This window comes from Serratia sp. 22278, assembly GCF_052045405.1.
Taxonomy (GTDB): Bacteria; Pseudomonadota; Gammaproteobacteria; order Enterobacterales; family Enterobacteriaceae; genus Serratia; species Serratia marcescens.
This window is the reverse complement of the sequence record NZ_JBQEOW010000008.1, coordinates 119,237-132,582: the sequence shown is the minus strand read 5'-3', so window position 1 is coordinate 132,582 and position 13,346 is coordinate 119,237. Positions and strand designations below refer to the sequence as shown.

At 60.5% G+C, this 13,346-nt stretch carries 12 protein-coding genes; all 12 read right to left on the bottom strand.

Annotation, left to right across the window (positions count from 1 at the left end):
• Nucleotides 1-12: 12 nt before the first annotated feature.
• A complete protein-coding gene (locus ACTJJ6_RS16160; protein WP_048795796.1) occupies nt 13-969 on the bottom strand; it encodes an AEC family transporter in 957 nt (318 codons plus the stop codon).
• A gap of 98 nt (nt 970-1,067) precedes the next feature.
• Entirely contained in the window at nt 1,068-2,558 is a 1,491-nt protein-coding gene (gene der / locus ACTJJ6_RS16155; protein WP_015378774.1) for a ribosome biogenesis GTPase Der, read from the bottom strand.
• Between the two features lie 255 nt (nt 2,559-2,813).
• Nucleotides 2,814-3,995 (bottom strand): outer membrane protein assembly factor BamB, encoded by a 1,182-nt coding sequence (gene bamB, locus ACTJJ6_RS16150; protein WP_016929753.1) that lies wholly within the window; start codon nt 3,993-3,995, stop codon nt 2,814-2,816.
• An 11-nt stretch (nt 3,996-4,006) separates the two neighbouring features.
• Nucleotides 4,007-4,627 carry a YfgM family protein gene (locus ACTJJ6_RS16145; protein ID WP_016929754.1) on the bottom strand — a complete coding sequence of 207 codons (621 nt, stop codon included), beginning with the start codon at nt 4,625-4,627 and terminating at the stop codon, nt 4,007-4,009.
• A 13-nt stretch (nt 4,628-4,640) separates the two neighbouring features.
• Complete coding sequence (hisS, locus tag ACTJJ6_RS16140) at nt 4,641-5,915, bottom strand: histidine--tRNA ligase (protein WP_049299977.1); 1,275 nt, start codon at nt 5,913-5,915, stop codon at nt 4,641-4,643.
• A 139-nt stretch (nt 5,916-6,054) separates the two neighbouring features.
• Nucleotides 6,055-7,176 carry a flavodoxin-dependent (E)-4-hydroxy-3-methylbut-2-enyl-diphosphate synthase gene (gene ispG, locus ACTJJ6_RS16135; RefSeq protein WP_016929756.1) on the bottom strand — a complete coding sequence of 374 codons (1,122 nt, stop codon included), beginning with the start codon at nt 7,174-7,176 and terminating at the stop codon, nt 6,055-6,057.
• Between the two features lie 45 nt (nt 7,177-7,221).
• Complete coding sequence (gene rodZ, locus ACTJJ6_RS16130) at nt 7,222-8,196, bottom strand: cytoskeleton protein RodZ (RefSeq protein ID WP_440803448.1); 975 nt, start codon at nt 8,194-8,196, stop codon at nt 7,222-7,224.
• Nucleotides 8,186-8,935 (bottom strand): type IV pilus biogenesis/stability protein PilW, encoded by a 750-nt coding sequence (pilW, locus tag ACTJJ6_RS16125; protein ID WP_049204938.1) that lies wholly within the window; start codon nt 8,933-8,935, stop codon nt 8,186-8,188. The genes rodZ and pilW overlap by 11 nt, the downstream gene beginning before the upstream one ends.
• A 98-nt stretch (nt 8,936-9,033) precedes the next feature.
• Nucleotides 9,034-10,230, bottom strand: coding sequence for a bifunctional tRNA (adenosine(37)-C2)-methyltransferase TrmG/ribosomal RNA large subunit methyltransferase RlmN (locus ACTJJ6_RS16120; protein WP_004941426.1), 1,197 nt, complete (start codon nt 10,228-10,230; stop codon nt 9,034-9,036).
• 237 nt (nt 10,231-10,467) lie between these two features.
• Nucleotides 10,468-10,893, bottom strand: coding sequence for a nucleoside-diphosphate kinase (gene ndk, locus ACTJJ6_RS16115; protein WP_004941424.1), 426 nt, complete (start codon nt 10,891-10,893; stop codon nt 10,468-10,470).
• 162 nt (nt 10,894-11,055) lie between these two features.
• Complete coding sequence (gene sseB, locus ACTJJ6_RS16110) at nt 11,056-11,886, bottom strand: enhanced serine sensitivity protein SseB (protein WP_142591382.1); 831 nt, start codon at nt 11,884-11,886, stop codon at nt 11,056-11,058.
• Between the two features lie 89 nt (nt 11,887-11,975).
• Nucleotides 11,976-13,271 (bottom strand): aminopeptidase PepB, encoded by a 1,296-nt coding sequence (pepB, locus tag ACTJJ6_RS16105; RefSeq protein WP_025303913.1) that lies wholly within the window; start codon nt 13,269-13,271, stop codon nt 11,976-11,978.
• Nucleotides 13,272-13,346: the final 75 nt, after the last annotated feature.

Genomic DNA, 13,346 nt, shown 5'->3' with positions numbered 1-13,346 from the left:
ACGGCTCCCAGGTTAAATCGCGCCCCATGAGCGCAAGAAATAGATCCCCAACGCGGTGGTGAAGAACGACCCGACGGTGGTGATAGCGATAATATTGGCCGCCAGCGTGGCGTTGCCGCCCATGGCGCGCGTCATCACATAGCTGCCCGAAGCGGTCGGCGTGGCGGAAAACAGGAAGATGATGCCCAACGCCGCGCCGTGAAACCCGCACAACCAGCCGGCCAGCGTCATCAGGAACGGCACCAGAAACAGCTTGGCCGCCGACGACAGCGCCGCCACGTTGGACGAGCGGAACATGGCGCGGAAATCCAGGCTGGCGCCGGTGCACAGCAGCGCCAACGGCAGCGACAGCGCGGAGATATAGCTGCCGGTCTGGCGGATCACGGTCGGAATGCCCAGCCCGGTTTGCGCATACAGCAGCCCGCACACCAGGCCGATGATCAGCGGATTGGTGACGATGCTGCGCAGCAGCGACAGGTGGCTGATTTTCTTGCCCTGCCCGCCCTGCAGGCTGCGCGTGAGGGTGATGACCGACAGTATGTTGAACAGGATCACCGTCACGGTCAGGTACAGTGAGGCGAGCGCAATGCCTTCGCTGCCGTAGGCGGTCATGGCGTAGGCCAGACCGACGATGGCGGTGTTGGCGCGAAAGCCGCCCTGTACGAACACCCCGCGCTCACGCGGTTCTTTCACCAGCCACTTGGCCGCCAACTCCAAGAGCAGGAAGGTCGCCAGCGTGCCGACTGCGCCGAACAGCACCAGCGGCAGATTGCCAAGCAGTTGCGGATGGTTGGTGGCGATGCTGAAAAACAGCAGGCACGGCAGCGCCAAATTGAACACCAGGCGGGTCGCGCCGTCGACGAAACGGTCATCCATCAGGCGCCAATGGCGCAGCAGGATCCCCAGCAGCATCATCAGCAAATTCGGCACGGTGACGTTAAACGCAAAACTCCAGGTTTCCCAGGACATGGTGTTCCTTCAGGCAGGCGAGGTAATCCTCAGATAATAAAACGATTTCGGGCCAATAAAAAAGGGCGCGGCATCACTGCCGCGCCCCTCATGAGCGATTACTTGCTCTTTTTCAGGTGGCTCATCAGGCGCTTGCGCTTACGCATCTGGGTTGGCGTCAGCAGATTGCGTTTACCGGCGAACGGGTTGTCACCCTCTTTGAACTGGATGCGGATCGGCGTCCCCATCACGTTCAGCGAACGGCGGAAGTAGTTCATCAGGTAGCGCTTGTACGAATCGGACAGATCGCTGACCTGGTTGCCGTGGATCACCACGATCGGCGGGTTGTAACCGCCGGCGTGGGCGTATTTCAGCTTCACGCGGCGGCCGCGCACCAACGGCGGCTGGTGATCGTCCACCGCCATCTGCATGATTTTGGTCAGCATCGAGGTGTTTACGCGGCGGGTTGCGCACTCGTAGGCTTCCTGTACCGATTCGAACAGGTTGCCGACGCCGCTGCCGTGCAGGGCGGAAATGAAGTGCACGCGCGCGAAGTCGACGAAGCCCAGACGCAGATCGAGCATTTCTTTCACATGCTCGCGATCTTCTTCACTCATGCCGTCCCATTTGTTGACCGCAATCACCAGTGAGCGCCCACTATTGAGGATAAAGCCGAGCAGCGAGAGATCCTGATCGGAGATGCCTTCACGCGCGTCGATCACCAGCAGCACCACGTTGGCGTCTTCAATCGCCTGCAGGGTCTTGATCACCGAGAATTTCTCGACGGTTTCGGTCACCTTGCCGCGTTTGCGCACCCCGGCGGTGTCGATCAGCACGTATTCGCGTTCGTCGCGCACCATTGGAATGTAGATGCTGTCGCGGGTGGTGCCCGGCATGTCATACACCACCACGCGCTCCTCGCCCAGGATGCGGTTAGTGAGCGTAGACTTACCGACGTTCGGGCGGCCGACGATCGCCAGCTTGATCGGCAGATCCTGCGGGTTGAACGCTTCTTCCGGCTCTTCGTCTTCTTCGCCTTCCAGCGTTTCACCGTTTTGCTCAGCCCAGTAAGCGGCGTTGGCCTCTTCCTCGGTCAGTTCGACGTCCTCCGGTTTTTCCGGCACGAACGGCACCAGCACGTGTTCGATCAGCTGGGTCACGCCGCGGCCGTGAGAAGCGGCGATAGCAAACACTTCCCCCAGGCCGAGCGAGTAGAAATCGGCGGTGGCGGTGTCCGGATCCAGGCCGTCGGTCTTGTTGGCCACCAGGAAGGTCGCCTTCTGGCGGCTGCGCAGGTGCTGGGCGATGCCCTGATCCGCCGGCATCAGCCCGGCGCGGGCGTCGACCATGAACAGCACGATATCCGCTTCTTCGATCGCCAGCAGCGACTGGCCGGCCATGCGCGTTTCGACGCCGTCTTCGGTGCCGTCGATGCCGCCGGTATCGACGATGATGAATTCATTGCCTTCGATTTCAGCACGACCATACTTGCGGTCACGCGTCAGCCCCGGGAAATCCGCCACCAGCGCATCACGCGTATGGGTTAAACGGTTGAACAAGGTGGATTTACCCACATTCGGGCGCCCGACCAGCGCGACGACAGGTATCATTGTTGAAGCCTCATTACTTAATAATCAATGCGTTACTGCACTGTGGATAGACACCAGCGGTGCAGCTTATAAAATACGAAACGGCCCCTGAACATTCAGGAGCCGTTTTCCCCTTCATCTTTCGCGCCACAGCGGCGTTGTCTGCGCACCTTCGCCTCGGTCACTTAGCTCACTAAGCTCCCGAGGACTCATGCGCTTGCCGCCTGGCTGCAACCCGAAATCTTTCGGGCGCAAGAAGGATCACGACGAGCGGCGTTAGCGGGTGAAAGCGTAAACTTTCCCGCCGCGAGCCTGGATGACCAGCTTGTCGCTGGCCACCATCGGCGCAGACAGGAAGCCGGAGCTGTCCACTTCCTGCTGGGCGACAAAACGGCCATCAGTGGTGTTGATCCAATGCAGATAGCCTTCGGCGTCACCGGTCACCAGATAACCATTATACATCACCGGCGGCGTCAGATTACGGTGCAGCAGATCGCTCTGCGTCCACACGGTCACGCCGCCTTCGGTGCTGAGCGCCACCACGCGATCGTTCTGGTCGATCAGGTAGATGCGGCCCGCGTCGACGATGAAATCATTCACCGAACCCAGTTCGCGTTTCCAGATGATCTGGCCGGAACGCAGATCCAGCGCCGTCAGGTTGCCGTTGTAACCCAGCGCGTAGACCACGCCGTCAACGATCACCGGCGTGGTGTCCACGTCGTTCAGGCGATCGATTTCGGTCGCGCCACTCGGCTGAGAAATGCGCTGTTGCCAGATAATCTGGCCCTGCTGCATCAGCACGGCGCTGACGCGGCCGTTGTCACCGCCGACGATGGCGGCGCCAAAGGCGACGGCCGGCGCGGATTCACCGCGCAGCGACAGCGAAGGCATGTCCAGGTTAACCGTCCACTTCACCGCGCCGTCGGCTTCATTCAGCGCCTGCAGCATGCCGTTGGAGGTGTGCACCAACACCATACCGTCGCTGACAACCGGACGGGAGATCGCTTCGCCGGCCACTTTGGTCTGCCAGGCGATGGCGCCATCGGCGGTGTTCAATGCGTAAACCACCGCTTTTTCGCTGCCGACGTAAACCTTGTCGCCCGCGACCGTCAGGCCGCCCGACAGCAGCGCAGACAGGTTGCTGGAGAAGAAGCCGGTCTTCTCGGAGAGATTGACCTTCCACTTCTCGTTGCCGCTGTCGGCATCCATCGCTTTCACGATGCCGAAGCGATCGGCGGCGTAAATGGTGCTGTCCTGATAGGCCGGACGCAGGTGGGAGTAATACTCACCGATGCCGTCGCCCACCGAGGTGCTCCACGCCTTGCTCGGCGTAAACTGATTTTCAACTTTCGGCAACGGCGACATGGTAACCACGTCTTCTTCGCTGTTAAACAGCGAGCAACCACTCAGCAAGGCAGCGGAAACCAGTCCGACCAAGAGTGTTTTACGCAATTGCATGGGAATTCCCCTTAGCTGGACAAGTTATTCAATTTCATGCGCAGCAGAACCTGCAGCGCCTGAGAAGCATTGGACTCAATGCCTTTGCTGTAAGCTTCGCGCGCGCCCTTGGCGTCGCCCTTGGCCAGCAATACATCGCCGCGCACATCCTGCATCATCGCCGCCCAGCCTTCGCCTTTCACGCCATCCAGCGTTTTCAGCGCTTCATCCAGCTTTTTCTCCTGCAGCTGGACGCGCGCCAGACGCAGGTCAATCATCGCCAACAGGTTGTCGTCTTTGGTCTGGCCCTGCGCCAACGTCAGCTGCTGTTCCGCCTTGGCGAAATCATTCTGTTCGACAAAGTGCTTGGCCAACTGCAGCGCGGCCAGTACGCCGTAGCTGTTGCCGTTGGCCTGGACAAATTTCTCCGCGGCAGCCACGTCATCCGGCTTGCCGGCCGCCAGACGATCGCTGGCTTCCTGATAGGATTGCGATGCCGCCATCATGTTGGAGTTTTCATGGCTCTGCCAGTAACGCCAGCCAACCAGGGCACCAATTCCGAGCACCACGCCCACCGCCAGCGCTTTGCCGTTCTCGGCAAAGAACCGACGCAGTGCGTCGACTTGTTCGTTTTCAGTGGTATAGACTTCCACGGTGTCCTTCTCCTTAACCTAACATCAAAGCCAGACGCGCAGCGACTTCGCTTTGCGCCAGCGTTTCTTGTTCACCACTGCGCAGGTCTTTCACCACCACCTGCTGCGCCGCCACTTCGCTCTCACCCAGGATCAGCGCGATGCGCGCGCCCCATTTGTCCGCACGGGTGATCTGCTTCTTGAAGTTGCCGCCGCCGTAATTGGTCATCAGCTTCAGCTGCGGCGCCGCGTCGCGCACCTGCTCAGCCAGCCGCATCGCCGCGCTCTGGGTGCCCGCGCCGGAAGAGATGACGTACACGTCGATAGCCGACGGCGCCTTGAATTCCGGGTTGACCGCCTGCACCAGCAGCACCAGACGCTCCAGGCCCATGGCGAAACCGACCGCCGGGGTGGCGCGGCCGCCCAGTTGCTCGACCAGACCGTCGTAACGGCCGCCCGCGCAGACGGTGCCCTGCGCGCCCAGGCTGGTGGTCACCCACTCAAACACGGTGCGGTTGTAGTAATCCAGACCGCGCACCAGGCGCTCGTTAACGGTATATGGGATACCTGCCTGCGCCAAAAGTTCACACAGACCGGCGAAGTGAGCACGGGATTCTTCATCCAGGTACTCGGACAGGCGCGGCGCGTCGTTCAGCAGCGCCTGCACCTCAGGATTCTTGGAGTCCAGCACGCGCAGCGGGTTGCTATACATGCGGCGTTTACAGTCTTCGTCCAGCACCTCGACGTGCTGCTCCAGGAACGCCACCAGCGCGTCGCGGTAGTTGGCGCGCGCCTCCAGCGAGCCGATGGAGTTCAGCTCCAGCTTGACGTGCTCGGCGATGCCCAGCGCTTTCCACCAGCGGGCGGTCAGCAGGATCAGCTCTGCGTCGATATCCGGGCCCTGCAGGCCGAACACTTCCGCGCCCAGCTGATGGAACTGACGGTAACGCCCCTTCTGCGGGCGCTCGTAGCGGAACATCGGGCCGATGTACCACAGACGCTGTTCCTGATTGTACAGCAGACCATGTTCGATGCCGGCGCGCACGCAGCCAGCCGTCCCTTCCGGACGCAGCGTCAGGCTTTCGCCGTTGCGGTCTTCGAAGGTATACATCTCTTTTTCCACGACGTCGGTCACTTCGCCGATCGCGCGTTTGAATAACGGGGTCTGCTCTACAATCGGCAACCGGATTTCGCTGTAACCGTAGCCGCCCAGCACCTGCTTGAGGGTGCCTTCAATACGCTGCCATAATGCCGTTTCTTCCGGCAGGTAGTCGTTCATGCCGCGAATGGCTTGAATGTTCTTTGCCACGTGAGTTCTCTGTCCGTTGTCTGTAAAAATGAACCCGATTATAGGGACTTTGCCGCCCGGTATTCAACGCGGATGCGGTTTTCCGCCCTTCAGGTGCATAAACAAGCGGGCCAACAGGCCCGCCGTGTAGCGATAACGCTTATTTTTCCAGCAGATTGACCGTGATGCGGTTGCTTTCGTCCATCATCGCGGCCTTGGCGCGAATTTTCGCTTCCAGCTGGTCGATCATCTGTTCGTTGTCGAAACGCTCTTTCTGGCGCACGCCGTCTTCATAGAAGCCGCTCTTCTTGTGGCCGCCGGTTACGCCCATGGTGGACACCAGCGCTTCGCCCGGGCCGTTCACCACGCAGCCGATGATCGAAACGTCCATCGGCGTGATGATGTCTTCCAGGCGCTGCTCCAGCGCGTTCACCGTGCCGATCACGTCGAACTCCTGACGCGAACAGGTCGGGCAGGCGATGAAGTTGATGCCGCGCGCGCGGATGCGCAGCGACTTCAGAATGTCGAAACCGACCTTCACCTCTTCGACCGGATCCGCCGCCAGCGAGATGCGCAGGGTGTCGCCGATGCCTTCAGACAGCAGCATGCCCAGGCCGATGGCCGATTTGACCGACCCGCTGCGCGCGCCGCCGGCTTCGGTGATGCCCAGGTGCAGCGGCTGATCGATGCGCGACGCCAGCAAGCGGTAGGATTGCACCGCCAGGAACACGTCCGACGCCTTGACGCTGACCTTAAACTGGTCGAAGTTGAGGCGATCGAGGATGTCCACATGGCGCATGGCGGATTCCAGCAGCGCTTCCGGCGTAGGTTCGCCGTACTTTTCCTGCAGGTCTTTCTCCAGCGAGCCGCCGTTGACGCCGATGCGAATCGGGATGTTCTTGTCGCGGGCGCAGTCCACCACCGATCGAATGCGCGATTCGTTGCCGATGTTGCCCGGGTTGATGCGCAGGCAGTCTACGCCATATTCGGCCACCTGCAGCGCGATGCGATAATCGAAGTGGATATCGGCGACTAGCGGCACGTTGACCTGCTGCTTGATCAGTTTGAACGCCTCGGCGGCGTCCATGGTAGGAACCGAAACGCGGACGATGTCGACGCCCACGCGCTCCAGCGCTTTGATCTGATTAACCGTTGCTTCAACATCGGTGGTACGGGTGTTGGTCATCGACTGCACGGCAATCGGCGCGCCATCACCAATAGGCACCTTGCCGACGTAAATGCGTGTAGATTTTCGACGGTTGATGGGCGCTTGGTTATGCATTACTTACTCTCCATTGCTGCTCTGACATCACGACCAGCCGCGCGATTACTGCGCGGCGACGGTCAGGCGAGCAACACGGTTTGACTTAACGAACCGGCTTAAATCAACCGGTTTACCCTGATACTGGATCTGAACTGCCGCCGGCGCGCCGATGGTCAGTTTATACGGCGCAGTGCCGGTCAGGTTCAGCTTGCCGCCTTGCTTCTGGGTGCCGCTGAACAGCGTTTTACCGCTCGCGTCGGTCACCTGCAGCCAGCAGTCGGCGGAGAAATCCATCACCAGCGCGTTCGGATCGGCCGCCGGCGCAGCCACGCCCGCATCGGCGGTCGGCAACGGCGCTTGTGCCGCCGGCGCGGTTTCCGGCAGGGTTGTCTGGCTTGGCGACACCACGGCAGGCTGCTGCTGGGCCGCGCTCGGCGCCTGGGCGGTCGCCGCAGGCGTCTGAGCCGCTGCGCCGGTATCAGCCGGCGTAGCGCTGTTGTCGACCAACGGCACGTTGGTGCCGGCGTCGGCCTTGCCGTCGGTCAGCGGCACGGACTGCCCTTCGTTATTCTGTGAAAGCTGCGCCGAGGATTGATCGGCCATGGTGGCGATCTCTTCCTGCTGCGCCTTGTGGTTTTGCCACCACCAAGCGCCGGTCAGGCCGATCACCACGAACACGATAAGCCAGGTGAAGCTCATCAGCCAGCCGTCGCGTTTCTTGCGGCGCTTGCCCAGCGAGAAGCTTTGCATCGGCGCCACTTTCGCCATCTTCAACGGCGCCTGCTTGGCCAGCATCGGCAGCAGTTCGTCTTCCGGCAGATGCACCAGCTTGGCGTAGGAACGGATGTAGCCGCGCACGAAGGTGGACGCGAGGTCAGCAGACACGCTGTCTTCCTCGATATCGCGCACGGTGGACATTTTGAGACACAGGCGTTCTGCAACGGTCTGTTGGCTCAGCCCGAGTTGCTCACGGGCCTGACGCAGGCGCTGGCCCGTCGTCATGGATACGGTTTTATCTTGGGAGGCTTCAGTATTCATTAGCTAAGAACTGCTGGTACTGTTTGGATTGTGGAAAACTTCGCGCTAGCTGCTTGCCATAGCGTTGAACGCTATCCTGGCGGCCGGCTGACGCGGCGAAACGAATCTGTAACCATAAGCTGCTGGCGCTGGCCGGCAGAACATGCTGATAAACATCCAATAAAAGTTGCGACTGGGCGCGCTTCCCTTCTCCAAATTGCTTTTCGGCCTCCGCCAACAGCGGAGTGCCTTTGTCCGGATCGACTTTTAGCGCGCGGCTCAACAGCGTGCGCGCCTCATCGTTTTGTCCGGCCTTGAGAAAACAGTAACCTGCGTTTTCCAGGCTGTCGGCGACCTGGCCATAATCGGGCACCAGCGCCGCAGCGCTAAACTGCTGTTGCGCCGGTACATACTGCCCTAAACCGCAAAGAAACGCACCGTAATTATTCAATACGGTGCCATTGCCCGGCGCAAGTTTGAGCGCTTGCCGATAACGCTGTTCGGCCTCGGCGTTTTCACCGTTCCGCTGCGCGTAGAGCGCCATGCCCAACTGCGTGCGGTAATCCTGCGGGGCTGCGTCCAGCGCCTTTTCCAGGTTCTGGCGCGCGGCGTCCATGTCGCCTTGCTGCAGGTACTCCAGGCCCAGTTGCAACCGCGTCTGGCCCGCCTCAGAGACCTGTGCTTCCTTTTCCGGCGCTGAACCGGAACACCCGGCCAACAACCCGGCCGCCAGCCACATACCCCACAGTTTCAGCTTCATGCCCGCATTCATTTCCTTATCGGCCGTCAGCTAACGCCCGCCAGCGACATGCTTGCGCATAACAGGCTGTTAGATAACAAAAAATGGTGCTATAGGATTCAGACCGCCCGTACGTTGATAGGTTCCCCGGCCATTTTCTTCTTCAGGGTACGCTTGGTACGGTCGATCACTTCACCCGCCAGTTGCCCGCAGGCGGCGTCGATATCGTCACCACGGGTTTTACGAACAATAGTCGTAAAGCCGTATTCCATCAACACCTTGGAGAAACGATCCACCCGGCTGTTGGAGCTGCGGCCGTACGGAGCGCCCGGGAACGGGTTCCATGGGATCAGGTTGATCTTGCACGGCGTGTCTTTCAGCACTTCCGCCAGCTGATGCGCGTCGTCGGTGCTGTCGTTGATATGATCCAGCATCACGTACTCGACGGTGACGCGGCCCTGGTTGGCGTTGGATTTCTCCAGGTAGCGACGCACCGCGGACAGGAAGGTCTCGATGTTGTACTTGCGGTTGATCGGCACGATCTCATCGCGGATGGTGTCGTTCGGTGCGTGCAGCGAAATGGCCAGCGCCACGTCGATCATGTCGCCCAGCTTGTCCAGCGCCGGCACCACGCCGGAGGTAGACAGGGTCACGCGGCGTTTGGACAGGCCAAAGCCGAAGTCGTCCAGCATGATTTCCATCGCCGGCACCACGTTGTTCAGGTTGAGCAGCGGCTCGCCCATGCCCATCATCACCACGTTGGTGATCGGGCGTTGGCCGGTCACCTTCAGCGCGCCGATGATCTTCGCCGCGCGCCACACCTGGCCGATGATTTCCGACACGCGCAGGTTGCGGTTGAAGCCCTGCTGCGCCGTCGAACAGAATTTGCACTCCAGCGCGCAGCCTACCTGCGAGGAGACGCACAGCGTCGCGCGGTCGGCTTCCGGGATATATACGGTTTCGACCTGCTGATCGCCCACCTTGATCGCCCACTTGATGGTGCCGTCGGCCGAACGCTGTTCTTCCGCCACTTCCGGCGCGCGGATTTCCGCCACGCGCTGCAGCTTGCCGCGCAGGACTTTGTTGATGTCGGTCATCTGCTCGAAATCGTCGCAGCAGTAGTGGTAAATCCACTTCATCACCTGATCGGCGCGGAACGGTTTTTCGCCCATTTCGGCGAAGAACTCGCGCATTTGCTGGCGGTTCAGATCCAGCAGGTTGATTTTGGCCGCAGCCGGTTGCTCCACGTTAACGGAGGGGGTAGTCAGCGAATTATTTTCAGACACGGTGTGCTCGGACGTGATGGGTTCTAACATAATGATCTCTGGCCTCGTTATTACACGTTATGGCGCTAAAGAATGGAAAGTAAGTTGTGCATTTCAGCCCGCGAGATTCGGGTGGCGGCACTAAAAACACGCCCCTGACAAGTCGTCTTATCAGGGGCGCGGCATTGTACAAATTTTAGTAGCGGGTTTCTATGGCTGAAAGGCATTCAGGGCATTTTTATTGTTTCAGCCGGTGAATGCCTGGCTATCAGCTCAGAAACGGCACGATTAACGTGCGCAGATTTCGCTTTCGTTGAAGAAGTAAGCGATTTCACGCTGTGCGGATTCAACGGAGTCGGAACCGTGAACGGCGTTAGCGGTGAAGCTGTCCGCGTAGTCGGCGCGCAGGGTGCCGGCCAGTGCGTTGTCCGGGTTGGTTGCGCCCATGATGTCGCGGTTGCGCTGCACGGCGTTTTCAGATTCCAGAACCTGCACCATGATTGGGCCGGAGGTCATGAACTCTACCAGACCGTCGAAGAATGGGCGGCCTTTGTGCTCAGCGTAGAAGCCTTCAGCTTGCTCGCGAGTCAGACGCAGCATTTTAGCGGCGATGATTTTGAAACCGGCGCGCTCGAAACGCGCGTAGATAGCGCCGATGTCGTTGTTGGCTACAGCGTTTGGTTTAACGATGGAAAAGGTACGTTCTACGGTCATGATGGCCTCTGTATGACTTCCAAAACAGGCCGGTCTGCAATGTTGCCGGCCTTCTCAAGTGGCGCAGATTATATGTGCGCCGTTAACGCTTGCCTACGGGAAAATCAACATTTCATTAAAAAAATATGATCTTCATGGGGCATTTTCGACCACGCGGCGGCGCTACTGGGTCTTGTCGGTAGACGGGATCAAATTGCGCAACCAACTGCCCCAGCGGCGCTGATAAAACGGCTGCGTATGGGAGATCAGATAGTGGCTGATGCCGCGCTCGTTCTCCGACACCAGGCAGAAATCGACCGGTTCGTCATTCGGCGCCGTTTCGCTGGCCACGCTGCCGGCCTCGTTGATCAACGCCTCGATCTCCGCCGGTTCTGCATCCACTTCCAGCCCGATCAGCAGATTCGGCTTCTCGTCCGCCGCCTGATCGTGCATCAGCGCCAGAAACGCGCGGCGCACCGGTTTGCGCTGGCTGAACAGCGTGGTCAACGCATCCACCATCGCCGATGGATATTCCTCGGGCTGCCCCAGCAGGATTTGGGTCTCTTTATCGACGTAATGCTCCACCGGTTTGACGACGCCGCCGGTCGCCAGCAGCATCGCCACCTCTTCCGGGTAGAACTCCTTGCCGTACTCCGCCTTCGGGTTGAGGAACAGATCCGCGCCCTGGGTGATTTCGAACAGCACCCGCGCCGGCATGGCGATGAATGGCTGTTCGTCCTCAACGGCCTTCTGCAGTGCTTCCAGCGAGGTGAAGAACGGAATGATGCTGCCGCCGTCCTGCTTTTCCCAATGCTGGATATTGACCGGCGTATCCGCGTTCAGCGTGATGTCGCCGTCCTGCTGCACCTGTTCGCTGTCGCCGAGGATCAGCACCGTGGCCTCGAGCAGTTCACGGAAGAACGCCGGGCGGTGGGCCGGCTCCGTCACCGCCAGCTTCAGCAGGCGTTCAAGCTCGTTCTCGCTCGGGGCGGCATCGTGATGATGGGAACTCATGGCAAACTCCAGGGATCAAATAGCGAGGCCCAGCATGCTGGGCCCCGAAGATAATGCGCATTCTAGCGCCCGACGCGGCGGGCGTTCAATTATTTGGCTTTGCTTAGCAACAGATTGGCCAGGGTGCGCACGCCCAGCCCGGTCGCGCCGGCCGACCACTGATCCACCGCGCCTTTGCGATAGGTGGCGGAACAGTCGATGTGCAGCCAGCCCTGTTGGTAGTTCTTGACGAAGTGCGACAGGAAGGCCGCCGCGGTGCTGGCGCCGGCGGTGTAGGCCGGGCCGGCCACGTTGTTCAGCTCGGCGAAGTTGGACGGCAGCTGGCTACGGTGGAACTCGGCCAGCGGCAGACGCCAGAACGGCTCTTGCTCGGCGGCGGCGCTGCTGAGCAGCTCTTGCGCCAGCGCATCGTCGAAGCTGAACAGGGCGTGATAGTCGTTGCCCACCGCGGTTTTGGCCGCGCCGGTCAGGGTCGCGCAGTCGATAATCAGCTGCGGATTCTGCTCAGAAGCGTCGATCAGGCCGTCGGCCAGCACCAGGCGCCCTTCCGCATCGGTGTTCATCACCTCAACGGTTTTGCCGTTGCGGTAGCGAATGATGTCACCCAGTTTGAAGGCGTTGCCGCTGACCATGTTGTCGGCGCAGCACAGGTACAGCTTCACGCGCTGCTTCAGGCCGCGCGCCGCCGCCAGCGCCAGGGCGCCGGTGATGGTGGCCGCACCGCCCATGTCAGCCTTCATCGAATCCATAAAGGCGCTCTGTTTCAGGCTATAACCGCCGGTATCGAAGGTGATGCCCTTGCCGACCAGGCAAGCGAACACCGGCGCGTCCGGGTTACCGGTCGGGTTGAAGTCCAGCGCCAGCAGCACCGGCGGGCGTTCGGAACCGCGGCCGACGGTGTGGATGCCGGCATAGTTCTGCTCGCGCAGATCTTCGCCCTTGGTGATGCGGTAGCTGACGGCATCGCAGCCGACGTCGCACATCAGATCGACGGCGCGGGTCGCCAGTTGCTCCGGCCCCAGCTCTTCCGCCGGCATATTGATGGTGTCGCGCACCCAGTCAACGATCTTCAGGCGCTTATCCAGCTCCTGACGCGCGGCTTCCGGCAGCTCGGCCCATTCGACGTTGCGCTGCCCTTTCGGCCCGCGGTAGCCCTGCCAAAACGCCCAGCTGTTTTCCAAATCCCAACCGTCGCCGGCCAGCTTAACGTTTTTGATGCCCTGGCCGTCAATTTTGCGGCCCGCGCGCTGGATCGCGCCCAGCTTGTCGGCGCCGGTCAGGTGGATGGTCATCCCTTCGCCGTTGGTGCTCAGCAGCGCTTTCTCGCCCCAGCGGGCGTCGGCAGGTTGTTGCGACAGCGTGACCTGCATGAATTCTGTTGTCATAGCCTTCTTACTCCGGATGTTCCCTTTATTATTTCATAGGGCTTTATTGCATACCCTATGGATTTCAAATTGCAG